Annotated in this window: 18 protein-coding genes; 11 read left to right on the top strand and 7 right to left on the bottom strand. The window is 59.1% G+C overall.

What is annotated here, in order from left to right; all coding sequences use genetic code 11:
• Positions 1 to 64 precede the first annotated feature (64 nt).
• A complete protein-coding gene (locus CLU92_RS07090; RefSeq protein WP_101481285.1) occupies positions 65 to 2,257 on the bottom strand; it encodes a TonB-dependent siderophore receptor in 2,193 nt (730 codons plus the stop codon).
• Between the two features lie 228 nt (positions 2,258 to 2,485).
• Here CLU92_RS07090 and CLU92_RS27715 point away from each other — a divergent pair, with 228 nt between their 5' ends.
• The 3 genes from CLU92_RS27715 (at position 2,486) to CLU92_RS07075 (ending at position 5,471) form a co-directional block, all read left to right on the top strand.
• On the top strand, positions 2,486 to 3,157 hold the full coding sequence (locus CLU92_RS27715; RefSeq protein ID WP_180338450.1) for a hypothetical protein: 672 nt from the start codon (positions 2,486 to 2,488) through the stop codon (positions 3,155 to 3,157).
• Positions 3,158 to 3,282: 125 nt separating this feature from the next.
• Positions 3,283 to 4,236 carry a 2-hydroxyacid dehydrogenase gene (locus tag CLU92_RS07080; protein ID WP_101481284.1) on the top strand — a complete coding sequence of 318 codons (954 nt, stop codon included), beginning with the start codon at positions 3,283 to 3,285 and terminating at the stop codon, positions 4,234 to 4,236.
• A 50-nt stretch (positions 4,237 to 4,286) separates the two neighbouring features.
• Positions 4,287 to 5,471 (top strand): low temperature requirement protein A, encoded by a 1,185-nt coding sequence (locus tag CLU92_RS07075; protein ID WP_373918912.1) that lies wholly within the window; start codon positions 4,287 to 4,289, stop codon positions 5,469 to 5,471.
• A gap of 69 nt (positions 5,472 to 5,540) precedes the next feature.
• Here CLU92_RS07075 and CLU92_RS07070 read toward each other — a convergent pair whose 3' ends face one another.
• Positions 5,541 to 6,071 (bottom strand): GNAT family N-acetyltransferase, encoded by a 531-nt coding sequence (locus CLU92_RS07070; RefSeq protein WP_101481282.1) that lies wholly within the window; start codon positions 6,069 to 6,071, stop codon positions 5,541 to 5,543.
• Positions 6,072 to 6,162: 91 nt separating this feature from the next.
• Here CLU92_RS07070 and CLU92_RS07065 point away from each other — a divergent pair, with 91 nt between their 5' ends.
• Complete coding sequence (locus tag CLU92_RS07065) at positions 6,163 to 6,732, top strand: XRE family transcriptional regulator (protein ID WP_101481281.1); 570 nt, start codon at positions 6,163 to 6,165, stop codon at positions 6,730 to 6,732.
• Positions 6,733 to 6,744: 12 nt separating this feature from the next.
• Here CLU92_RS07065 and CLU92_RS07060 read toward each other — a convergent pair whose 3' ends face one another.
• Positions 6,745 to 7,632, bottom strand: coding sequence for a LysR family transcriptional regulator (locus CLU92_RS07060; protein ID WP_166674885.1), 888 nt, complete (start codon positions 7,630 to 7,632; stop codon positions 6,745 to 6,747).
• A 72-nt stretch (positions 7,633 to 7,704) separates the two neighbouring features.
• Between CLU92_RS07060 and CLU92_RS07055 the strand changes: the two genes are divergently transcribed.
• Together CLU92_RS07055 and CLU92_RS07050 are read left to right on the top strand one after the other, a co-directional pair.
• A complete protein-coding gene (locus CLU92_RS07055; protein ID WP_101481280.1) occupies positions 7,705 to 9,201 on the top strand; it encodes an MFS transporter in 1,497 nt (498 codons plus the stop codon).
• 101 nt (positions 9,202 to 9,302) lie between these two features.
• The gene (locus CLU92_RS07050; RefSeq protein WP_257561007.1) at positions 9,303 to 9,839 is read left to right on the top strand and encodes a CSS-motif domain-containing protein; all 537 of its coding nucleotides are present in this window, start codon (positions 9,303 to 9,305) and stop codon (positions 9,837 to 9,839) included.
• Here the strand turns inward: CLU92_RS07050 and CLU92_RS07045 are convergent.
• On the bottom strand, positions 9,815 to 12,787 hold the full coding sequence (locus CLU92_RS07045; protein ID WP_070289053.1) for a Tn3 family transposase: 2,973 nt from the start codon (positions 12,785 to 12,787) through the stop codon (positions 9,815 to 9,817). The genes CLU92_RS07050 and CLU92_RS07045 overlap by 25 nt on opposite strands.
• A 755-nt stretch (positions 12,788 to 13,542) precedes the next feature.
• Here CLU92_RS07045 and CLU92_RS07040 point away from each other — a divergent pair.
• The 5 genes from CLU92_RS07040 to CLU92_RS07025 are packed head-to-tail and all read left to right on the top strand — an operon-like array spanning position 13,543 to position 20,296.
• Positions 13,543 to 14,892 carry a TolC family protein gene (locus CLU92_RS07040; protein WP_257561006.1) on the top strand — a complete coding sequence of 450 codons (1,350 nt, stop codon included), beginning with the start codon at positions 13,543 to 13,545 and terminating at the stop codon, positions 14,890 to 14,892.
• The gene (locus tag CLU92_RS07035; protein ID WP_071080259.1) at positions 14,889 to 16,460 is read left to right on the top strand and encodes an efflux RND transporter periplasmic adaptor subunit; all 1,572 of its coding nucleotides are present in this window, start codon (positions 14,889 to 14,891) and stop codon (positions 16,458 to 16,460) included. Before CLU92_RS07040 ends, CLU92_RS07035 begins: the two co-directional genes overlap by 4 nt.
• Positions 16,457 to 19,612: an efflux RND transporter permease subunit gene (locus CLU92_RS07030; protein WP_071080257.1), complete on the top strand. Its 3,156-nt coding sequence runs from the start codon at positions 16,457 to 16,459 to the stop codon at positions 19,610 to 19,612. The genes CLU92_RS07035 and CLU92_RS07030 overlap by 4 nt, the downstream gene beginning before the upstream one ends.
• 5 nt (positions 19,613 to 19,617) lie before the next feature.
• Entirely contained in the window at positions 19,618 to 19,977 is a 360-nt protein-coding gene (locus CLU92_RS27435) for a hypothetical protein (protein ID WP_131687601.1), read from the top strand.
• Positions 19,978 to 20,035: 58 nt separating this feature from the next.
• Positions 20,036 to 20,296 (top strand): hypothetical protein, encoded by a 261-nt coding sequence (locus tag CLU92_RS07025; RefSeq protein WP_070289049.1) that lies wholly within the window; start codon positions 20,036 to 20,038, stop codon positions 20,294 to 20,296.
• 161 nt (positions 20,297 to 20,457) lie between these two features.
• Here CLU92_RS07025 and CLU92_RS28410 read toward each other — a convergent pair whose 3' ends face one another.
• The 3 genes from CLU92_RS28410 to CLU92_RS07010 all read right to left on the bottom strand — a co-directional run bounded on the left by CLU92_RS28410 (position 20,458) and on the right by CLU92_RS07010 (position 24,910).
• Positions 20,458 to 20,997: a flagellar basal body protein gene (locus tag CLU92_RS28410; protein WP_306821361.1), complete on the bottom strand. Its 540-nt coding sequence runs from the start codon at positions 20,995 to 20,997 to the stop codon at positions 20,458 to 20,460.
• Positions 20,998 to 21,094: 97 nt separating this feature from the next.
• The gene (locus CLU92_RS07015) at positions 21,095 to 22,486 is read right to left on the bottom strand and encodes a hypothetical protein (protein WP_232731428.1); all 1,392 of its coding nucleotides are present in this window, start codon (positions 22,484 to 22,486) and stop codon (positions 21,095 to 21,097) included.
• Positions 22,487 to 22,528: 42 nt separating this feature from the next.
• Entirely contained in the window at positions 22,529 to 24,910 is a 2,382-nt protein-coding gene (locus CLU92_RS07010; protein ID WP_081344997.1) for a heavy metal translocating P-type ATPase, read from the bottom strand.
• Positions 24,911 to 24,983 lie beyond the last annotated feature (73 nt).

Here is a 24,983-nt window from a genome sequence, read left to right as displayed (position 1 = left end):
CGCCTCGCGGCACAGGCGCGCACGCGAAAAAAAAAGCTGCCCGAGGGCAGCTTTGTCTTCTGGCTTAGAAGTCCACTGACGCCGACACGACGACGGTGCGTGGGGCGCCCAGCACAAGATAGCCAGCGCCCGAGGCGCCGCCGGCAGACGCCCAGTAGTTCTTGTCGGTCACGTTATCCAGGCGCGCGCGCAAGGTGACGGCGCGGTCGGCGATGGTGGTCAGGTAGCGTGCGCCCAGGTCCAGGCGTGTCCAGGACGGCACTTTCTGCATATTAGCGCCATCGATGTATTGCTTCGACGTATACAAGGTGCGTCCCGTCAAAGCCAGGCCGCGTACGCCGGGCACATCCCATTCCGCACCGAAATTCAGCTGGGTAGCAGGCACGCCGATGGCATCCTTGCCCTCGTTGGCAGCGTTCATGGCGCTCAGCTGCTCCGTGTCGAGCAGTGTCAGGCCGCCCAGCAGGCGCAGGCCACGGGCAGGTGTACCGAAGACCGACAATTCGATGCCGCGGTTGCGCTGTTCGCCAAACACGCCGAAGATACCGTTTTCCACATAGGCCGATGGCTGCTTGGTGGTAAACAGGGCAAGGCTGGCGCCGATGCGGCCAGCGTCATACTTGACGCCGATTTCTTTCTGTTTCGACTTGTAGGGCGCGAACGCCTGGCCGACATTGGTCACCCCGGTGCCAGCGGCGACCGCGCCTTTTTGCAGGCCTTCGATATAGTTGGCATAGACGGACACTTCCTTGACTGGGCGATACACCAGGCCCAGCACAGGCGTGGTGGTGCTTTCGCTGTAGCTGCTGCTATCAAACCGGACGCCCGTGTTGTAGTCGTACGAATCGTCCTTGATGGTCTGGCGGCGCGCGCCCACAGTCAGCAATACCTCGTCATCGGCAAAGGCCATGGTGTCGGCAATGGCAAAGCTCGACAGCATGGTGCGTGCCGTCACCAGCGGATGCGCCAGGTCGCCGCCCATGAACCAGGTTGGCGCGGGCGCGGCTACCTGCACGGGAGCATAGATATTCGTGCCAAAGCCTGTCACAAAATCGCTCATGCCATAGGCGTTCTTCGATTGCGACCAGAAGGTCGAGGCGGTGGCGCTGATGGTATGCCCGACGCTGCCTGTGCGCAGCTTGCCGCGCACGCCGATCTCGCCCGTACGGACGCTATCGTGGCGGGTATTGTCGAAGCGATAGGAACTGGCCGCGCCGGACGTACTGTTCACCGTGGGCGCTGCCAGCACGTTCGACTCGTCGCCATTACGAAAGCCGATGGCAGCCCAAGCCACGACGTCCTTGGCGAGGTCGTATTCTCCGCGCAGGGTGCCGAAAGTATCGCGTTCGTTGGAGTGCGTCCAGCCTTGCGCGAAGTTGCTGCTGGCATCAGGCGCAGCGGGCACGGCAACGCCGCTGGCCACACTGACGCTTGGGCGCGGATTGCGCAGCTTGTGTTCCTGAAAGCCGGCATCGGCCGACAGGCGGAAATCGCGCCCGCGGTAATCGGCGCCGACAGAGAATACGCTCAGTTCGCGCTTTTCGCGGTCGACGGCTGTGTCGCCATCGCGTCGTACTGCATTGATGCGCACGCCGGTATTATTGTCGGGGCCGAAGCGGCGGCCGATATCGGCTGCCACATAGCCCTGGCCGCCGCTTTCCGTGCCGACCGTAATCTGTGTCAGCGGTGCATCGGTGGCGCGCTTGGGCACCAGATTGATGGTGCCGCCGACGCCGCCACCGCCGGGCGCCGCACCATTGATGAAGCTATTCGCGCCACGGAACACTTCCACGCGTTCCAGCAATTCGGAAGCGACAAACTGGCGTGGCAGCAAGCCATACAGGCCGTTATACGCGAGGTCGTCCGAATTCACGGCGAAGCCGCGGATCATGTACATTTCCTGGAAATTGCCGAAGCCGCGCGTCACGCGCACGCCAGCATCGTTTTGCAGTACATCGCCCACGCCCTGTGCCTGCTGGTCCTGGATCAGCGCCTGCGTATAGTTGGTGCTGTTGAAGGGCGTGTCCATCATGTCCACGTTGCCCAGCAAGCCCAAACGCCCGCCGCGCGCCACCTGGCCACCTGCATACGCTTTCGACAAGCCTTCCGCCGACGCATCGGCCGAGGCATTCACTTCCACCGTGGGCATGGTTTGCGCATCGCTGCCTGGCGGCGTGTGTTGGGCGTGGGCGGCAGTGCTGGCCAGCAGGAAGGCGGCCAGGGCGAAGGGGGTAGGAGCGAGGCGGAAGGGGCGCATGGTGTTGTTTGGATATTAATGAGAATGATTATCATTATATTCCAGTGACGAGCGGGGCGTGAATAAGTGTGAGAATGTCATAAAAAAAGTCGCCATTCGTACAACACCAGGCAGGCACTGGAATCTGGCGGAAAAAGGCGCGCCAGACGATACCTTATGGATTTATTAATGCCTATGCTCAAGTTTCGCTAAAATGGGCCATCGCGCCCGGCGCCCACAGGAAACCGCATGCCATTGCTCCGCCATCTACAGTCCGCCTCCCTGCGCATGCGGCGGGGCTTGAGCCTGAAAGGCATGGCTGTTGCGCTGATACTCGCCATGCACGCGCTGGGCCTGTATTTCCTCCTGCTGCCGGCGCGCCAGCTCAAGCAATACACGGAAGTGGCCTTCATGAGCCTGATGCCGCCCCGTCCACCGCCGCAGACGCCGTCGATGGCCTTGCCGCTGCCGCTGCCGTTTCCCATGCCGCGTGCGCGCGCCAGTGCGGCGCCTGCCACGCCTCCCGCCATCCTCGCATCGCCCGCCGTTGCAGCAGAAACCATCACCGTGCCTGCCGAAGAATCGCCCGCAGCTGCGCCCGCCGCAGACTTGCGCACGCGCGCCCGTCTGGCCGCCGGGGCCGCCGACAAGTCCCTGCGCGGCGAAATCAAGCAAGACAAGCCGTGGCTGGCCGCAGCCGAACTCAAAAGCGAAAGCGCTTTCCAGAAGCTGGTCGCCTCCGCCTGGCGCGGCGGCCCCGTCATTCGCGTGGAGGAATACCTGACGGCTGATGGCCGGCCCGCCACGCGCGTGGTCAGCGCCGGCGGCGCCACCTGCTATGGCATGGCCGAGAATCCTGGCTCTGGCGCTGACCCGTTCAAGACGGGCGGCAAGGTGAAACGCGTGCCTTGCCCTGGCTAAAGACCGTATCAATGGTATGGGATTGACGGCCATTCCGGGGCAGCCATCCCCGGCTGGGCGTCAAATATGCTAAGTTGCGTCTGCGTTTGTTTCCCACCCTTATGTCGACACGCCCCAGGACGCCCATGCCACCCGAACTCCTCATCCTCGCTCCCAGCCCCTCGGCTGCCGTCAACGCGCAGCTGGAGCAGCAATATACCTGCCACCACGCCTGGCAAGTGCCGGCGGACGAGCGCCACGCCTGGCTGGCCGAACGCGCGCCTGCCATCCGCGCCGTCGTGACGACGGGCGCGCTGGGCTTGAACGCCACCGACATGGCCTTGCTGCCCGCCCTGGAAATCATCGCCGTGAATGGCGTGGGCCTCGATGGCGTGGCCCTCGACGCAGCCCGCGCGCGCGGCATCGCCGTCACCACCACGCCGAACGTGCTGACGGATGACGTGGCCGACGTGGCGTTGGCCTTGCTGCTGGCCAGCGCGCGGCACATCGTGACGCTCGACCGTTTCGTGCGCGATGGCGGCTGGGAACGCCGCGAGGCCATCGCCCCCGCCTCCAGCCTGCGCGGCAAGACGGCCGGCATCTTCGGCTTCGGCCAGATCGGCCAGGCCATCGCGCTGCGCCTGGCCGCCTTCGGCGTCCAGGTGCGCTACTTTCAGCCCCGCGCCATTGCCGGCACATCCGTACCGCGCGCCGAATCCTTGCTGGCCCTGGCGCAGGAATGCGATTATCTGATCGTCTGCGCGCCGGGCACGCCCGCCACGCGCAAGATTATCGACCGCACCGTGCTAGACGCGCTGGGCCCGCAAGGCACCCTGATCAATATCGCCCGTGGCGCCCTCATCGACGAAGACGCCATGATTGCCGCCTTGCAGGATGGCCACTTGGGCGCGGCAGGTCTGGATGTGTTTGCGGACGAACCGCGCGTGCCGGCCGCCTTGCGCGCCTTGCCGAACGTGGTGCTGACGCCGCATGTGGGCAGCCTGACCGTGGAAACGCGCCATGCGATGGGGCAACTGGTCGTCGATAATCTGGCGGCGCACTTTGCCGGCTTGCCCTTATTGACGCCGGTAAAGTCATAAACGCCCGAATTGAACGTTTTACTAGCATGAATGAAAGAGTATCTATGGAATTGACAAAATCGCTGTTGCGCACGCGCGGCGGGCAGGACAGCGGCAAGGTGGGCATGATCGAGCTGTTCTTCGACCTGGTGTTCGTGTTTGCCGTTACGCAACTGTCGCACGGCTTGCTGGCGCACCTGAGCGCCATGGGCTGGCTGCAGACGGGCCTGCTCCTGATGGCCGTCTGGTGGGCATGGATCTTTACGTCGTGGATCACCAACTGGCTCGACCCCGAGCGCATTCCCGTGCGCATCAGCCTGTTCGCGCTGATGCTGGGCGGCCTGATCATGTCGGCCTCGATTCCTGAAGCGTTCGGCACGCGGGGCCTGGGCTTTGCGGGCGCCTACGTGGCCATGCAGGTGGGTCGGCCCCTGTTCGCCTGGTGGGCCGTGCGCCATGAAGCGCTGGCGCGCCGCCGCAATTTCCAGCGCATCGCGCTGTGGGCCGTGCTGTCCGGCATCTTCTGGATCGCCGGCGGCCTCGCGTCGCCCGAGCAGCGCATCTTTTGGTGGGGCGCGGCCCTGCTGATCGACCTGGCCGGCCCATGGATGCAGTTCGGCCTGCCGGGCCTGGGCCGTTCGACGATCGCCGACTGGGATGTCGATGGCAGCCACATGGCCGAACGCTGCGGCCTGTTCGTCATCATCGCCCTCGGTGAATCCTTGCTGGTGACGGGCGCCACCTTCGCGGGTCTGGAATGGACGGCCGGCAATTGGCTGGGCTTTTTGTCGGCACTGGTCGGCAGCATCGCCATGTGGTGGATTTATTTCGATACGGGCGCCGAGGCGGGTCACCACCGCATCGCCCACTCGAAGGACCCGGGCCGCATCGCCCGCAAGGCTTACACGTATATCCACGTGCTGATCGTGGGCGGCGTGATCGTCAGCGCCGTGGCCGACGAACTGGCGCTCGTGCATCCGGATGAAGCGAGCTTCGCCGGCATCAGCGCCTTGCTGGGCGGGCCGATCCTGTATCTGCTGGGCAATGCGCTGTTCAAATGGGTCAGCAATGACCGCGCCACGCCGCCGCTGTCGCATCTGCTGGGCATCCTGATCATCCTGGCGCTGATCCCGATGGCCTATGGCCGCCTGTACACGCCGTTGACCCTGGCCTGCATCACCAGTTGCGTGCTGGTCCTGGTGGCCGTCTGGGAACACATGGCCTTGCGCCGCCCGCCGCCGGATATCGATCTTTGATACGCGATCTTTGATACGCGATCTTTGATACGCGATCTCTGATACGCGATCCCTGATGCCTGCCTGACCTTATCTGGACGGCGTGATGCCGTCCGGATCGCTGCGCGCATCGAGCTGAAGCTGGAGGAATGTCAGGTCCAGCCAGGCGCCAAACTTGGTGCCCACCTGGCGCATCAATCCCACCTCTTCGAAACCCAGCTGCTTGTGCAGGGCGATCGAGGCGGCGTTGCCCGCTTCGATGCCCGCCACCATGACGTGCTTGCCCAGGCCGCGCGCGCGCACGATCAGTTCCCCCATCAAGGCCTTGCCGACGCCGGCGCCGCGGCGATCGGCCCGCACATACACGGAATGCTCGACCGTATGCCGAAAACCCTCGAACGGGCGCCAGTCGCCAAACGAGGCGTAGCCGGCGACATTGTGCTGCGCATCGATGGCTACCAGCACCGGATAGCCGGCCCGCTCGCGGTCGGCCAGCCAGGCTGCGCGGTTGGCCGCATCGACGGTCCGTTCATTCCAGATGGCCAGGGTATTGCTGACGGCATCGTTATAGATGGCCGTGATTGCCTCGATATCGCCCGCATGGGCATCGCGGATGTGCATGTTGATCTCCTTGCTAGTCGTCTACTATAATGGACAAATCATAGATTGCCGTCCAAGCCTTGTCCAATAGAATCCGAATAGAATCTGACCCATGTCCACTAAACCAGACGAATTGAACCAGCGCATCGGCGCCAGGGTGCGCCTCGAACGGGAAGCGCTGGGCTGGTCGCTGACGGAACTGGCGGCCCGTTCGGGCGTCTCGCGCGCGATGGTGCACAAGGTGGAGCGGGGCGACTGCAGCCCCACGGCCACCTTGCTGGCAAGGCTGTCCGGCGCCTTCGGCCTGAGCATGTCAGAACTGATCGCCCGCGCGGAGATGCGCGAAGGGCGCTTGCTGCGCAAGGCCGAGCAGCCCGTGTGGATCGACCCGCAGAGTGACTATGTGCGGCGCCATGTGTCGCCCGCGTCCGACATGCCGCTCGACCTCGTGCATATTAGCTTGCCGCCAGGCGCCGTGGTGGCGATGCCGGCCGCCGCCTATGTGGCGCGGCGCCAGCTGATCTGGTCACTCAGCGGCAGCCTCGTCTTCATCGAAGGCGATACCCGCCACGTGCTGGACGCGGGCGATTGCCTGGAACTGGGTCCGCCCGCCGACTGCGTGTTCAGCAATGAAACGGCCAGCGATTGCACCTATGCCGTGGTCGTGCTGAAGCAGGGCTGAGGCAGCATCTTCTCAATTCAGCGCCGCGGCGCGCAGCTGGGCAATGAAGGCGCGCGCGGCGGGCGCCTGTTCGTGGCGGCGGAAGGCTACGGCGATTTCCGAGCTGATCTGCGGTGCTGCCAGGTCGCGGAAGCACACACCGGGCAATTGCACGCTGGCCATCACGGAGTGGGGCACGATGGCGCAGCCCACGCCCAGCGATACTTCCGTCAGCACGGCCACCAGGCTGCCGGGGCGCGACACAACCTGTGGCGCAAAGCCGCCGCGCCGGCTGACTTCCAGTGTTCCCAGCTCCTGTTCCGGCACGATGAAGGCCTGCTGCGCCAGCGCGGCCGGTTCCGCCACGTCCAGGCGGGCCAGCGGGCTGTCTGCCTGCAGGGCCAGCACGAAGCGGTCGCGCAGCAAGACCACCATGTCTATGCCGTCCGGCAGGTGCAGGGGCGGGCGCACGAACGCCAGGTCAACGCGGCCCTGGTCCAGCAAGCCGGGCAGGGTATCCATCGCCTGTTCGCGCGCACAGATGTGGATGCCGGGGTGGCTGGCGCGAAAGCGGGCAAACTGGTCTTGCAGCACGCCGGAATAGGCGGCCGAGGCCACGTAGCCGATTTCCAGCCGTCCCAGCTCTCCCCGGCCCGCGCGCCGCGCCACGTCCTGCGCCTGCGCCAGCTGCGCCAGCGCGCGCGTGGCCTCGATGACGAACAATTCTCCGGCGGCCGTCAGGGCCACGGCGCGCTTGCTGCGCTGGAACAGGCGCGTGCCCAGCAGGTGCTCCGTTTCCTGCACCTGCTTGGTCAGCGCGGGAGGCGAAATGCCCAGCTCGGCAGCCGCCCGCGCGAAATGCAGGCTGTGCGCCACGGCCAGCACGCAGCGGAAGTGCCGCAACTCCATGTCTTTGTCTATATTCACCATGGGTGAATTATAAGGCGCTCATCTTATAACAGGAAATAATACAAGCTTGCTTACAATCGAGGCATGAAGAATACCAACTGGACCTTATATACGTGCTCGGGCGTGTGTGCATTGATCATGCTCGACACCAACGTGGTGGCCGTGTCCCTGCCGTCGATCGCCCGCTCGCTCAATGCCAGCTTTGTCGACGTGGAATGGGTGGTCAGCGCCTACATGCTGGCGTTCGCCTCGTTTTTGCTGCCGGCCGGCAGCATTGCCGACCGCCTGGGGAGGCGCAGGGTGATGCTGTTTGGCCTGGCCGTGTTCGCGCTGGCATCCCTGCTGTGCGGCCTGGCGTGGACGCCGTTCGTGCTCAACGTGGCGCGCGCCATCAAGGGCCTGGGCGCCGCGCTGCTGCTCACGTCCGCGCTGGCCGTCATCGGCCACACCTTTCACGCGGAAAAGGAGCGGGCGAGGGCGTGGTCCGTGTGGGGCGCGGCCATGGGCGTGGCCATGACGGTGGCGCCGCTGTTGGGCGGCCTGATCACGAGCGCCATCAACTGGCGCTGGATTTTTTATCTGAACCTGCCCGTAGTCGCCATCCTGATGTGGCTGGTAGGCAAGCATGTGGATGAATCGAAGGATGCGTCCAACGCCAGTTTCGACCCGCTGGGGGCGCTGCTGTTCTCGGCCGGCCTGTTCTGCATCATCTGGGGCTTGATCGACGCCAGCGTGGCGGGCTGGGCCAGCCACGCCACTGTGCTGCGGTTTATGGCGGGCGCGGCGCTGCTGGCCGTGTTCGTGCTGGTGGAACGGCGCCAGCGCGCGCCCATGGTCGATCTGTCCCTGTTTGGCCGCCGCGTGTTTGTCGGCGCCGTGCTGGGCATGTTCGGCTACGCCATCGCCGCGCAAGTGATGATGACCTTCTTGCCCCTGTATTTGCAGAACGCCTTCGGCTTTTCCGCCGTGCTGGCCGGCTGCGCCATGTTGCCGTTTGCCGTGGCCATGGTGGTGCTGTCGCGCCTGGCGCCGCGCGCCATGCGCTGGCTGGACGACCGCGGCATACTGGTGACGGGCTTGCTGATCGTCGCCGTGGGCAACGTAGCCACGGCACTGGCCGCCGCCAGCCTGCAATACGGCCTGGTGGCGGCCGGCATGGTCGTCACGGGCGCGGGCGCCGGATTGCTGAATGGCACGACGCAAAAGGCCATCCTTGCCTGCATCCCCCGCGAACGCACGGGCATGGGGTCTGGCATCAGCACCACCACGCGCTTTGTCGGCATCGTGCTGGCCGTGGGGGCGCTGGGCGCCGTGCTGGCCATGCGCACGGCCGCCTCGTTCGACAAGCTGGCGTGGCTGCACGGCTTGAAGGCCTCACCCGAGATGATAGGGCGTATCGTCGCCGGCAACGCGGCCGAGGCTTTCGGCCAGCTACCGCCCGCCATGCAGGCCGTGGCGCAGGAAGCGGCCCGGCACGCCTTTATCGATGGCTTTGCCAGCGTGCTCTACCTGGCTGGCGGGCTGGCGGCCGTGGTGGCGGCGCTGGTCTTCGTGCTGGCCCGGCCGGTACAGAAAGTGTGAAAAGTGTAACTGTTCAGCAATATTCAAGTACACGGCCTCGGCTTGTAATATGATTCCATCAGGAAATACATGGCAATCATATAACTACCACAGGCAATCGCATGCGCAGAAAACGCATCATCATCACCAGCGTGCTGGTCGCAGTCATCGGCGTGGCCGCTCCCTTGAGCCTGGCCTTCTACCTGTCGTCCGTGCGCGCCGAGCAAGGCGAGCAGGAACGCCTGCGCCTGCTGGCCGGCTACGCGCTCGAGCGTGCCCACCGTTCGATTGCCTCGGCCAGCATGGCCCTGCGCAGCGCCGATGCGCTGGACCTGGCGCCGTGCTCGGAAGCGCATGTCCAGCAACTGCGCCGCATCACCATCACCACGCGCAGTATCGACGATATCGGCTATATCGAGAATGGTTTGCTTAAATGCACCTCCACGGGCATGGAGGACGAGCGCATCGCCGTCACGCCCGCCGATTTCATCCTGGACAATGGCATGGGCCTCGATTTCAATCTGCGCCCCGTCGTCAGTGGCGGCAAGCGCATGGTGGGGCTGACATACCGCGCGTATAAGAGGGCCGGCCGGGATTGCAGTTTTTTTCGCAAAAACCGACCTAACCAATTGATTTATTTGGTAAATTCGACTTTATAATTCATCGGGGCTACCTCGCGTTCAAGGTCCAGCATATATTCGCCGAATCGGTTGATGTGCCCTTTCCGATATGGCGCTAAGCCGCGAAGCACCTCCTCCGTTAGCACATATCCCTTTGCCTGTATTGTCTTGAGGAGCCGCGTCATCTCATGGACATTGTGCAGGATGACCATGTTCGCAACGAGCTGGTTGTACTTGATAACCTTGCGCTGTTCGTGCCGAACGTTTTCGGCAATGATGCCTTCGCCCCCAAAAAACAACCATTTGATGAAGCCGTTGAATTCCTCGCTCTTGTTGGTTGCTGCATGGATGGTACGACGCAATTCTGCGTCGTTGATGTACTTGAGCAGGAACATTGTCCGATGTACCCTACCGAGCTCGCGGAACGCGTAGTAGAGCTTGTTCTTGCGGCTAGCGGTCCCTAGGCGGCGCAGGATCGTCGATGGCGCAATCTTGCCCGCTTTGATGGAAATAACGACGCGCAGCATGTCCTTCATATGGCGCGCGATCAGTTCCCAGTCGATCGATCCACGGAACAGGCTGCCAATATTGTCATACTGGTCGGCCTTGTCCGCCTTGAAGAACACCAGATCTTTGATATTGCGGATGCGGGGCATCAGGTCGATACCCAGCAGCGAAGCCAGGCCAAAGACAGGCGTGCTTTGGGCCTGGGTATCGCCGTGCAGCGTATCTGGCTGGATGTCCGACTGGTTGTTGATTAGCCCATCGAGGATGTAAACCGCCTCATAGACGCCGCATGGAATAAAGTGACTGAACAACGCGATGTACTTGTCGGACACATGGTAGTAGCCAATGCCGCCGTATCCACCGTAGCGGATATGGTATTCGGAAAGCAGGTTAGCCTCGTAAATGTTCCATTTGGTACCGTCGGCCGACGCGCTCTTTCCCGACCCCCAATAACGTGGCAATGCGAAGCGGTTGTATGCATTGATCACCTTGACGATCGCCTTGTCCAGACGCTGCTCGGTGACATGCTTGAGATTGAGCCAGGCCACCTGCTTGCGGCTCAGTCCCTTGATCGAGCGTGCGGTTTGCGTGGCGCCCAGGTTACAACCATAGCAAAACAACGTAGTGATGAAGCGCTTGCGCGGATCGTCTACTTTGGCCTCGAAGCCGGACAACGGACCGAAGAGTTTATGCAAGTCCAACCATTTTTCAGTCTCGGTCAATACATCAAGGATGCTCACCGGATCCATTTCATTGGTGACCATCTGCTCGATGGCGTCAAGTTCGGGTGGCGGCTTCGGGCGCTCCATGCGACGGATCACAATGCCGCTCTCGTCTATATCGGCAAGGCTATTTTGCGGGAATCGGCTGTCAACGTCGCGCGCTAGACTGCCGAGTTTGTCGCGCAACTGCGCGACAAACGCCGGAGCTTCCACCGACAGCCCTACCAGTTCACCATAGGCTTTCACTTCACGCTCGTATTGCTCCCAGTCCACCAGGTGGTTGCGATAATCATCGTAGTCGCCGCTATGCTCGACGTACAGATCGCCCGACTTGAGTTCATCCATGACTTGCGTCATCACGGCAAGTTCGAAATACTTGCGATGCACGTTCGCTGGGGCATCGGCTGCGACTCGGCCAAAAACCAGCTTGCGCCACTTATCGGACATCCAGTCCAGTGCCAATTCAGGTAGCGCACCTTCTGCCGCTGGCAGTTGTTCCTTGTGGCTGGAGCGATGCTTTTGGATGATGGCGATCGCCGCCAGCAGGCTCTGATCCTGGGAGCTCGATTTCAGACTGAGCGCTTCGAGGCACTTGAAGAGCAGGCTGCGCTTGCCAACATACCCGACCAGCATGAACGGATAATAGTTATTGCCAGCATACGCCATGTGCTCGTCGCATTCAGTGATCCATGCCCCAAGATCCCCGTCGAGGGATTGCTCGACCCTAGCGACGCGCTCCTCGTCGCTGCCCTCGTCGCTCAGGACGGTCAGCACTTCGCGGAACTGTCCGATCAAACGCTCAATCTGTTCGGCGTGCTGCAGGTGATATTGCCGCAACCGTTCCTCGGCACCGTTATGCAAGCTGCGGATGGTCTTGATGAAGATTTCGGCGATATCGTCCATTGCCTTCTGCAACTGGCTTTGAATCAGCAGCACGATGAGGGTGTGGCGCTTGAGTGGCTTGAGCCGCCGCATTTCCGCCACATCCAGGGCACGCGCCTCCAAAACGAGTTGTTCACGCTTGGTTGCGGCGATGGCCTCGGTATTGGGCAGATCCTGCGCCAGCGCGATCATGGTCTCAATGTGGGCCAGGAAATCCGTCACCGCACGCACATTGGGCTGCTTCGGCTCGCGTTTGAGGCTATCCCATATGCGCAGGTTCTTACCCGCAGTGAGCATGTGTTCAAAACGCTCGACCACGCAAGTTGGCAATCCGCCAGCCACCGCCTTATAGATGCCGTCATTGACGCTGGTACGGGAATGGCGAGCCAGCCTGAACAAGTAGGTGAATCCAGGCAGTTCCAGGCGACGCTGGACCAACTCTTCAATCAGGACATTGATAATGTCGGGTAGCTCCTGCTTGGTATGGGCAGCCTGCAGGGCCTGATCTTCCAGCCAGTATTCATCGGACGAGTCCATCACCCGGATCCCCACGTACCCGCGCAGACGGCGCTGGTGTGTTGTCTTGCTACCGGATTGATCGTATTGCGCCAGCGCTCGTTTTGCCGGAACGCGCAGACCGCTATGTTCGCAGATATGCCGCACCACGATAGACGGGATGCTCGACAAAGGGACGAAATAACCGAGCCTTTGCAACAGCATAAGTTGGATCAGCAAAAAAGTACGATGCGATGCTTGGCGATACAGCGTGAAGATATGGTCAATTTGTGCGCGCGAAGGCGTGTAGATCGCCCCGAGCTCCTGCTCAGTGAACTCTTGTTTCAGGCGTGGATAAGCCGTTTCATGGATATTCGTCATTGAAATCAATCGACACCGGTCCAGCGAAGGAATTGCTGGAAATGGTGCATCGATTGCAAGTTTTTTGTCAAGCAATTAAACGTAAAGCATTCCAATCCGGCGACATATGTCTTTGATTGACCTTCCCATTATGGTAATGCGTATAGTGATGATATCTGTCATTCGATCCGTACTTGCTCACGGTCAAGTGACAGCATAGCAATAGCTTGACAGTTGGTTTGATACAACCTAGGCTACGAATATCATCCGTTTAGATAGTTTATGAAGACCTCCCGCACAGTGCGATTGTTCACGGCTCTTGTCGCGATACTTAGCATGCTGTTCATGCAGCATGCGGTCGCTTCATACCTATGCCCCGGCGTACCGATGGGAGTCGGTAGTTCCGTTACATCCGCAGGTGTTGGGGTGTCTGCGATGCCCGCGATGACAGACTGCGCCGGCATGGACACTGACCAGTCGACGTTGTGTCAAATTTATGCTGTGGGGGATGCGTCCAGGCAGTCGCTGGACAAGACGCCTGTCGCCGACCACCCATCTTTCGTACCTGTTGTCCTGCTTCTGACGTTAGCTATTTATGACACTCCCGTAGTGTATTCAGCAAAACCTCCTTTGCTCATTACCTTGGCGAGGCCAACGGCACCGCCTATCGCTATCCGCCATTGCTGTTTCCGTATTTAACACTCCAGACTGCCTAGATCGCCATCGCCTTGTCGGGTTCGACAAGGCGATGCCTCCCATCGCATTCTGGAGCTGCCATGTCAATCCCGTACACCGTGCATACAAATGCACGCATCGTCCGCCTTCACCCATTCATGAAGACGGCGTTAACTCTCGCCCTTACTGTTCCGCTGCTTGCCTTCGTTCATGATGCGCGCGCGGCCCCCCAGCCAGTCACCTTCACCGAGGCGCTGCAGCAGGCTGTCGCCCGCTCGCGCCAACTTCATGCGCAGGACCAGGCAACTGTCGCCGCACACGAAATGGCGGTAGCAGTGGCGCAGCGCCCCGATCCCACTCTCAAGGTCGGCATCGATAATGTGCCCTTAAGTGGCACCGATCGCTTTAGTTTGAGCGGGGATTTCATGACGATGCGGCGCATCGGCATTTCGCAGGAACTGACACGCGCCGATAAATTGCGCTGGCGTTCCGCACGTCTTGAGCGCGAAGCCGACAAGGCGCAGGCGCAAAAAGATGTCGCACTCGCCGCGATTCAGCGCGACACGGCGATCTCCTGGCTCAACGTCTACTACATTCGGAAAATGTCAGTAGTTCTGACAGAACAAGTGGTCTTTTCCCGCCAGGAAATTGACGCCGCTACGGCCGCCTATCGGGGCGGGCGTGGCAGCCAGGCCGACGTGCTGGCTGCGCGTTCTGCCTTGTTAACCCTTGAGGACCGAGCCAGTCAGGTCGAACGCGACCTCAATACGGCAAAAAACATGCTGGTGCGTTGGACTGGCAGCAGCGGCGAACTTGCCGATTCCAGCATGCCCGACTTGGGCACCATCCCTCTGGACCCGGTGTTGCTCGACACTGAACTGGCGCACCGCCCGCAGATCATGGTGTTGAATCGGCAGGAAGAAGTCGCCCAGGCCGACGTCAATCTGGCGCAAGCGAATCGGCATCCGGACTGGAGTATCGAGTTCGCATTCCAGCAGCGCGGCGCGGCCTACTCGAACATGGTCTCCGTTGGCCTATCCCTGCCATTACAGTGGGATCGCAAAAACCGGCAGGACCGCGAACTAGGCTCCAAACTCGCCTTGGTCGAACAAGCGAGGAGCGAACGCGACGAACTGCTGCGAGAAGATGCCGCCAACATCCGTGCCTTGCTCATCGAATGGAGGAGTGGCCAAGAACGTAGCGAGCGCTACGCGCTCCAGCTATTGCCCCTTGCCGACAAGCGAAGCCAAGCGGTCCTGGCCTCTTATCGTGGCGGAAAAGCCTCTTTGGCTGAGGTGCTCGCTGCCAGGCGTAACAGTGCGGACATGCACGTTCAGTTGCTGCAGTTGCAGATGAATACAGCCCAGTTCTGGGCACAGCTTCGCTTCCTCTTTCCCGACATCGCAATCACGCAGATTTCCGCAGTACATCGCCAGCAGGAATTCAAATGAACAATAAGAAATTACGCGTCCTGGTACTTGCGGGATCCCTTGCAGCGGTCGCTTATGCCGGTTACCAGTTTGGTTTACGACAAGCACATCAGACAGTATCTACAGGTGACGTCAAGGCGGTATCCGGCAACGCAGCAGGCGCCGCGAGTGCTGCCAACAAGAAACCATTATATTGGCATGACCCCATGGTGCCGGGCCAGAAGTTTGACAAACCCGGTAAGTCACCGTTCATGGATATGCCGCTGGTGCCCGTCTATGCTGCGGGGGATGGTGAGGACAGTAATGTTACGATTAGCCCGCGGGTCCAGCAAAACCTGGGAGTGCGCACAGCGCTCGTCACATCAGGAAGGATGTCCGCCGGCTTGGTTGCCGTCGGTAACGTTGCCTATAACGAGCGCGACGTGGCACTGGTGCAGGCGCGTAGCGGTGGATTTGTAGAGCGCTTGTATGCGCGTGCCCTGCTCGATCCGGTGGAAAAGGGGCAACCCTTGGCTGACTTGTATGTCCCTGACTGGATCGCGGCACAAGAAGACTATCTGGCAAGCCGTCGTATGCAAGGCAATGAAACAGCATCCCTGGTCGACGCTGCCCGCCAGCGCATGCGGCTAGTTGGTATGAGTGAGGGGCAAATCCGGCTAGTCGAGTCAAGTGGAAAGGTCCATCCTCGCTTGACGGTTTCAGCACCCATCAGCGGTGTGATCGCAGAGCTTGGCGCCCGCGAAGGAATGACCGTCTCCGCTGGTGCGCCGCTGTTTCGCATCAATGGACTTGCGACAGTATGGGTCAACGCGGAGGTTCCCGAAAGCGTGGCGGCCAAGGTTCGCCCTGGTGACGCCGTCGAAGCGCAGGTACAGGCGCTACCCGGAACTATTTTCAAGGGCAAGGTGGGTGCCATTTTGCCGGAAGTTAATGCCGCGACGCGAACCCTGAAAGCCCGTGTGGAGCTGGCTAACCCCGGCGCTCAGTTGTTGCCCGGTATGTTTGCTACTCTGACCTTCGCGTCAAACAGTGGCACCGATGTTTTGCAGGTGCCGTCGGAGGCAGTCATCCAGACGGGTACGCGCAGCGTTGTCATGCTTGCCCAGGAGGGCGGCAAGTTTATGCCCGTCGATGTGGAGGTCGGCAGCGAAGGCAGTGGTCTCACCGAAATTCGCAAGGGCCTATCCGCTGGTCAGAAAGTGGTCGTCTCGGCGCAGTTCTTGATCGATTCCGAGGCCAGCCTGAAGGGAACGACGACACGCATGAGCGATACGCAGTCCCCTGACGCAGACAAGGCACTTCCGCGCCACCATGGGGTAGGCAAGGTCGAACAGATCGGCAAGGATGAAATCACCATTTCGCATGGCCCTATCACGTCGCTGCAGTGGGGGGCGATGACGATGGGTTTCAAAGTGTCTTCCACGGGCTTGCAGCGCAATATTGGCATAGGTGACCGAGTCGCCTTCGACATCCAGCAAGGCGAGGATGGCAGCTTTGAGATCGTGGCCATTGCGCCGACCTCCGGTGCGCCGAAACCCGAAAATAAACCCATGGGTGGCATGAAAGCACCCGCGGGAGTGGCGAAATGATCACAAAACTGATCCGCTGGTCTATCAGCAACCGTTTTCTGGTCTTGTTGGCGACTGTATTCATTACGGTCTGGGGCATTTGGTCGCTGGCGCGCACGCCGCTCGATGCCATTCCCGACCTGTCGGACGTGCAGGTTATTATCCGCACCAGCTATCCGGGGCAAGCGCCGCAAATCGTCGAGAACCAGGTCACGTATCCACTGACCACCACCATGCTGTCGGTGCCGGGTGCCAAGACGGTGCGCGGATACTCGTTTTTCGGTGACTCCTTCGTCTACATTCTGTTTGAAGACGGTACCGATCCGTACTGGGCGCGTTCACGGGTGTTGGAATATCTGAACCAGGTGCAGTCACGCCTGCCACCGCAGGCAAAAACCGCGCTCGGACCAGATGCGACCGGCGTCGGCTGGGTCTATGAATATGCGCTGGTCGACCGTAGCGGCAAGACCGATTTGTCGCAATTGCGCGCCTTGCAGGACTGGTTTCTCAAGTATGAGTTGAAAGCGGTGCCCAACGTCTCGGAAGTGGCCAGCATTGGCGGCATGGTGCGTCAGTACCAGATCGTGCTCGATCCAGACAAGATGCGCGCCTTTAACATCCCACATGGCAAAATTATCGATGCCGTGCAGAAAGCCAACCAGGAAACGGGCGGTTCCGTGCTGGAATTGGGCGAGGCCGAATACATGGTACGGGCCTCTGGTTATCTGAAGTCGCTTGACGACTTCCGCAAGATTCCGTTGATGACGACTGACGCTGGCGTATCGGTCCGGCTGGGCGATGTCGCGCGCATCCAGATCGGGCCAGAGATGCGGCGCGGGATTGCCGATTTGAATGGTGAGGGCGAAGTTGCTGGCGGCGTGATCATCATGCGTTCCGGGAAAAATGCGCTGGAAACCATCGATGCCGTCAAGGTCAAGCTGGAAAAGCTAAAAGCGAGCCTTCCGCCCGGCGTCGAGATCATCCCCACCTACGACCGATCGAACCTGATCAAGCGCGCTGTGACCAACCTGAAAGAAAAGCTGATCGAGGAATTCATTGTCGTCGCTGTGGTCTGTGCGCTGTTCCTGTTTCACTTGCGCTCGGCGCTGGTGGCCATCATCACGCTGCCGATCGGCATCCTGATCGCCTTTATCGTCATGTACTACCAGGGAGTCAACGCCAATATCATGTCGCTGGGCGGTATCGCCATTGCTGTAGGCGCGATGGTCGATGCCGCCGTGGTGATGATCGAGAATGCCCATAAGCATATTGAAGCCTGGAATCATGCCCATCCAGGTAAACAGCTAAAGGGTCATGAGCATTGGCGCGTCATTGGCGACGCTGCTGTTGAGGTTGGACCAGCACTGTTCTTTTCGCTTTTGATCATCGTTCTCTCGTTTATTCCCGTGTTCACTCTGGAAGCGCAAGAGGGCCGTCTGTTTTCGCCGCTGGCCTTTACCAAGACGTATGCGATGGCGGCGGCGGCTGGACTGGCGGTGACGCTGATTCCCATTTTAATGGGCTATCTGATCCGCGGCCGGATTCCCGATGAGCAAAAGAATCCCCTCAATCGTTTCCTGGTCGCGCTATACCGCCCCTTGCTCGATGTCGTACTGCGTTTTCCAAAGCTGACTTTGCTGGCGGCAGCACTGGTAGCAGCCATCACGATCTGGCCCATGACCCGGCTCGGCGGCGAATTCATGCCGCCATTGGATGAAGGCGATGTGCTGTACATGCCGTCGGCGTTGCCCGGTCTGTCGGCCGGCAAGGTCGCGCAGTTGTTGCAGCAGACTGACCGGCTGATTAAAACGGTACCAGAGGTACAAAGCGTCTTCGGCAAGGCCGGTCGAGCCGAGAGCGCCACTGATCCGGCGCCGCTGGAAATGTTCGAAACCATGATCCAGTTCAAGCCGCGCGATCAGTGGCGCCCTGGCATGACGCCGGAAAAATTGATACAGGAACTGGACCGCACCGTCAAGGTGCCTGGGCTGTCCAACATCTGGGTGCCGCCGATCCGCAACCGGATTGACATGCTGGCCACCGGCATAAAAAGCCCGGTCGGCGTCAAGGTCGCAGGCGTTAGCTTGCAGGAAATTGACCGCATCACTGGTGAGATAGAACGCGCAGTCAAGAAGGTGCCGGGTGTCTCCTCAGCGCTGGCCGAGCGCCTGAACGGCGGACGGTACATCGACGTCAACATCGATCGCGACGCGGCCGCCCGCTATGGCTTGAATATAGCAGACGTGCAAAGCGTGGTGTCGGCGGCGATCGGCGGCGACAATATCGGTGAAACTGTTGAAGGATTGCAGCGTTTCCCGATTAATGTGCGCTATCCACGCGAGGTGCGCGACTCAATTGAGAAACTGCGCCAGCTACCGGTGCTGACAGAGCGGGGGGCGCAAATCCGGCTGGGTGATGTCGCCGCGATCCGCATCGACGACGGCCCACCGATGCTCAAGAGTGAAAATGCCCGGCTGTCAGGCTGGGTGTATGTCGATATTCGCGATCGCGACTTGAGTTCGACTGTGTATGACATGAAGCAAGTCGTCGCCAGGGAAGTCAAATTGCCGGCGGGTTACTCCATTGCATGGTCGGGGCAGTTCGAATATCTAGAGCGTGCCACTGAAAAACTCAAAATCGTCGTGCCAGCGACCTTGCTTATTATCTTCGTGCTGCTTTATTTGACCTTCAAGCGCTTCGATGAAGCGGCCTTGATCATGGCAACGCTGCCGTTTGCGCTGGCCGGCGGCATTTGGCTACTGTGGTTGCTCGACTATCACCTGTCAGTCGCCGGCGGCGTCGGCTTCATCGCGTTGGCTGGCGTCTCGGCCGAATTCGGCGTAATCATGCTGCTTTATTTAAAGCATGCCTGGGATGAACGTCTGGCGAATGGTAACGCTAGTGAAACCGATCTGCTCGATGCAATTCGTGAAGGGGCGGTCTTGCGCGTGAGGCCCAAGGCAATGACGGTGGCGGTCATTATCGCCGGCCTGGTGCCGATTATGCTGGGCACCGGCACCGGGTCGGAGGTCATGCAGCGCATCGCCGCGCCGATGGTTGGCGGCATGATTACCGCGCCGTTGTTGTCCATGTTTGTGGTCCCTGCGGTTTATCTGCTGCTTCGTCGGCGTCAGATCCGTGCCGCCGGCTCGGCAGCAGCAGAGGAGAATTAGCCGTCATGAGACCGTTCGGCACCTACCGCTCGGCTAAGCACCTCGTGTATTTCGTGAGGTGTGCGGTGGTGTTGTTCGGTTTTATCTGGTGCAGCCATATACCGGCGTTTCCACTGCAAAACGACATGCCTGCATCTGCGGCGATTGCGCAGCCGATGGCCATGCCAAGCTGCCAGACATGCGCCTTCTGCTATATGGGACCACCTTTTGCCGACCATAACGCAGGCGGCGACTATCCGGATCTCGGTGCTACCACTGCTACGATGCGTTTTGTTTCGCAAACGGATAGAAGTGATTTTTTTTCTGATATGTCAGACGTTCCCGCAGTTGCGCTGCGGCTTTTGTATTGTCGATGGTTGAATTAGCCACTTGACCATGGGGATGACGATGCATACATCAAATTAGTTTATCGAGGAGTCTATCATGAAAAAATTACTACTTACGCTGCTCTGTATCAGCACTCTTAGCACTGCATTTCCCGCCTTCGCTGGCCCGGACTGGCAACTGATTGAGCAAGGGCGCAAGGCCAAGCAGGCGCAAATGATGCGAGCGGCCAATAAAGCCCCGCAAGCTGGAATGGAACATCAGATGGAGCCAAAAAAGGATCATCAAATGGATCCGAAAATGTATGAAAAAATGGATCAAATGATGAAGGACTGTCAGGAAATGATGAAGAAAAAGTAACGCGGTTTTGAGTGCTGGATGCGATCGCTGCTGGTGGCATATGCGGCCAGCAGCGATCGTATCCATTCAGGTGCTTACCCGATCACGCCATGACTTAATCTTTCCGTTGCCTGCGGTAGTTGCATTAAGTCGCTACTGTCAGTATTTCCAAGAAGAGATTACTAATATGGTGTATTTTTCAAAAGGTCATCTAGTTCCTTGAAGCGTCCCTTGACACGATCAACGCTGTATTCATACATGAGGGAATTGTGAGCAAATTGGGCCCGTTCAACATCCATATCAACGGTGTTTCCATCAATGCTACCTTGGGCTGGAATACGAAATTGCAGGGAAACGTCATCTTTTGACTTTCCTGTTTTTAAGGCCTTCTCAATGTCAATATCTACCGCCACATATCCAGGCGTATCGGCATTCGCGATATTGGATGCGAGAAGTTCTTGACGGTACGCCCGCAGTCCGAGCGCACGTTCATTGATACTCACCTGCTGCCAAATCTTAGCAGCGGTCAAATTCAATGGAAGGTCAAACTGTGTGTGTTGAATAGTTGCCACTGGAGGCAAGGCCATTGCCACTATTGGCGTCGATCCTAGTGCATTAGCTAATGTGGCAGAAAACATTTGCCCTGCCGTCTTGCCTTCCGCGCTGGTGCTACCCTTAACTGTGAGCCCGATAGATGCCTGGATCGATTCAATTTTATTCATGGATTCCTCCCTCATTGACATTCGATTTCTGACGTTTCAGAGAGCTGGTCGGATAGAGTAACTAACTAACCTGTTCGCTTTAAGGATCAAACACGTCTCAATCGTGATGGGAACTAGCTCTAGTCGCGATAGAGCTGATTTCATTCGCAGTGCGCTCGTCGTCCAAACTATAAACAGGTGCAAAACCACCTCCAGGGGTGCGAAAGTTGGTGGTTTGCCCCTGATACATCCTGGCCGCGGTCCACTGCACCTTTCCGTCATAAACATAGACTCGAAGGTCGAATTTCAGCGAGCTAGGATTATCGGTGGAACCGATCGAGCGCTCACCGGGTATGACGAGGGCCTGAGCGACGTAGTCACCAGCCAGAATGTCCTGCCATACCCGTTTGGTGATCTTTTCACCACGGTACGTGGCTCGCCCCCCGTAACCTGCAACAGGTTTAAAAAACAACTTTCGGCGCTCCGTCCACAAGCGGTCCGCATCGGAGGCCGTCACAATCTGCGTTCGCGGTATGCTCTTGAGCAGAATATCTTGCACGGCGGGGGCTACGCCAAGCGCTACGAGCTCTTTCTTATCCGATAGCAGAACCAGATTTGCCTTATTTGCATAGAGGGTATGCGCTTGGGGGTGCGGCGTTAGCACGATTGCGCTTTCTAGATACGCCGAACGCAATGGGAGACACTGGGGCGACTCAAGCATGAAATCGGTCAGCCGGTTATAGACCAAGTCGATAGCAAGATCCCCATGACGTAAAACGCCATCACGATAGGTAAGGTCCGATGGTGAGGCAATAACGGCCTCTATGCCGTGGCGTTCGAACAAGCGTCGAAAAAGAACAAACTCGGGATAGAGATACTGCTGCTCTGGATGATCGTCAACTATCGCGACTGTCCGAAGTGGCTGTGAACGTTGAGAGAGCGCCCATTCCGACTCAAACATGTTGAAGATGGTATCTTCAAGGGTCGCACCGCTATCAATGGCTCGTGTCAATTCACTATCGCTGAGACAGCACGATCTATGGGCTTTTGCCATCGCGGCGTTGAGCATCGCTCCACCGGCATTTGTGTTGATTTCGATGAGCGCCAAGGTATCGTCGTGGATGTGGAAGTCATAGCCAAAAAATACTCCTTTTGCATCATCAGGATTATGCTTGGCAATGTCAGGAGCATCAGTCAGAACGCGCGCACGATACGATGGCAGCGATATTACGGATTCAATCGCTGCAATAACGTCCGCAATACGTTTGCTTTGGCGATACGAGACAAAAATAGGCCGCGCAGAAAATAGATAGGGACACCGCTCCTCGATCAACTCGTGCAATCCGTCCATGCCCGGTTCGCTAGAAAGCGCTATTTTCAATGCGGAGCTATCCAAACTGGTGCAGAAACAGTCTCTATTGAGGCGTGCAGCCGGAAGAAAATTCAATTCTTCGTTGCTAAGCAAGCAGCCATTATTCGATGCAGCTTTCACTATCGCAGGTATATTCATGTTTGCTTCCACAAGAATGTCGCTCGGTGCCACAGTCAGCGGTTAAGGCCGACCGGTACCGCGCAACCGGAGTGCATTGGTAATGACAGACACGGAACTCAGGCTCATCGCTAACGCGGCGATCATCGGCGATAGCAGTTGGCCAGTAAATGGATACAGCACACCGGCAGCCAGGGGAATGCCCAAGGCATTGTAGACAAACGCGAAGCCCAGGTTCTGCCACATATTTCGAACAGTATCGACCGAGATTCGACGGGCAAGGGCAATCCCACGCAGATCTCCTTTTACTAAAGCGACGTGAGCGCTATTGATAGCCACGTCTGTTCCTGTACCCATGGCAATACCAACATTGGCCTTCGCCAGTGCGGGGGCATCATTGATTCCATCGCCGGCCATTGCGACCACCTTGCCTTGCTTTTGCAGTTTTTCTACCAAGGCCAACTTGTCCTGTGGTTTCACCTCGCCGTAGAACTCCGTGATGCCCAGCCTTTCGGCTACGGACTTCGCAGTGGTGACGCCATCGCCAGTGGCCATGATTACGGTCAGCCCTTCAGCGCGCAAGCCTTCTATGGCCTCATGCGTCGTTGCCTTGATGGGATCCGACACCGCAATCAGTCCAGCCAAAACGCCGTCAGAGGATAGATACATGACGCTAGCACCTTCTGTCCGCAGGCGTTCAGCGACCTCAGCAAGCGGCCTCCAATCGACTTTGTCAGCATCCATCAGCGCGGTGTTGCCCAGTGCGATGTGCACCCCGCCAAGCGTGCCGCGCACGCCAATACCGCTGGCAGACTCAAAACTGTCAGGTTTGGTTAGCACCAGTGCTCGCCTGTTCGCTTCGTAGACGATCGCGTGCGCTAACGGATGTTCGCTGCCCTGGTCTATGCTCGCCGCCATTTGCAGGACGTCTTCGTCCTTGAAACCGGGCGCTGCGACCACGCTGTTAAAGGAAGGCTTACCTTCAGTGAGGGTCCCCGTCTTGTCGACAATCAGTGTGTCGACCTTCTTGAGGTCTTCTATCGCTGCGGCATCCCGAAAGAGCACACCTTGGGTGGCCGCGCGGCCTGTGGCGGCCATAATGGACATCGGCGTGGCTAACCCCAATGCACATGGGCAAGCAATGATCAGTACTGCAACGGCGTTAACAAAACCAAAGACCCAGCTCGGTTCAGGGCCATACATTCCCCATAACACGAACGTCAGTAGCGCTATTGCCACGACAACGACCACGAAATAGCCTGCAACACTATCGGCGAGTCGTTGCATAGGCGCGCGGGAGCGCTGCGCCTGCGCGACCATTTGTACGATTTGAGACAACATCGTGTCGCTGCCGATTTTTTCGGCACGCATAATCAGGCTCCCGCTGGTATTGATCGTTGCGCCAATCAACGTGTCTCCTGCACGCTTTGTCACAGGTAAGGGCTCGCCAGTCAGCATTGACTCATCGAGCGAGCTCTCGCCATCGAGCACTACGCCATCAACTGGTACCTTCTCACCGGGTCGGACACGGAGTTTGTCGCCGACGTGGACGTGCGTGAGCGGGATGTCATCCTCGGAGCCATCGTCCTGAATGCGTCGAGCCGTCTTTGGAGCGAGGCCAAGTAAGGATTTGATTGCGGCGGAAGTTTGGGAGCGTGCGCGCAGCTCAAGTATCTGTCCAAGAAGCGTGAGCGAAACAATGACTGCCGCTGCTTCAAAATATACGCCTATGCGGCCATGTGCAGCAAAGGTAAGCGGGAAGAGGCCCGGTGCGATTGTGGCGACGACACTATAGCCATAAGCAGCCATTACGCCAAAGCCAATCAAAGTCCACATATTCGGGCTCATGCGTGCCAGCGATTGCGCCCAGCGTCTGAAAAATGGCCAGCCGGCCCACAGTACGACAGGTGTACTTAATGCGAATTCAATCCAGTTTTGGCCTGGCAGCCCCATAGAAAGGAACACATGCCCAAACATCGCCAGTAAGAACACCACTAAGGTAAGAGGCAGCGTCCACCAGAAACGATGGCGAAAATCGACTAGCTCCGGGTTTTCCGCCTCATCTAGCGTCGGCATTTCAGGTTCGAGCGACATGCCGCAAATAGGGCAAGTTCCCGGTGCTGGCTGGCGAATCTCGGGGTGCATCGGGCAGGTGTAGACTGCTCCCTCCTGGGGGGCATGCGTAGGGTTGGGTGCCGCATTCGCTTTATCGATAAAGGAATCTGGCGCTGCGTTGAACTTTGTCATGCACTTTCCGCTACAGAAGTGGTAGACCATACTTTTGTAGGTGATTTCTTTTTCGGGATTTGCGCCAACGTGCATACCGCATACCGGGTCAATGAATGGTTTTTCGTCTACTGCCAGCCGCGCATCGTCGGGTTCAGTTTTACTGTGGCTGTCGTGATGATGCTCGTGTGCATGATGCTCGGCGTCAGTTCTACTCATGAATCACTCCTTGGCCAGATTCGCCTGTTTCGTTGGCTGTGGTGGAACCAGCTATTGCGGCAACGGCGGGAAT

This window comes from Janthinobacterium sp. 61 (assembly GCF_002846335.1).
Taxonomy (GTDB): domain Bacteria; phylum Pseudomonadota; class Gammaproteobacteria; order Burkholderiales; family Burkholderiaceae_D; genus Janthinobacterium.
The sequence above is the reverse complement of the archived record's forward strand: the minus strand, read 5'-3'. Positions and strand labels throughout refer to the sequence as shown.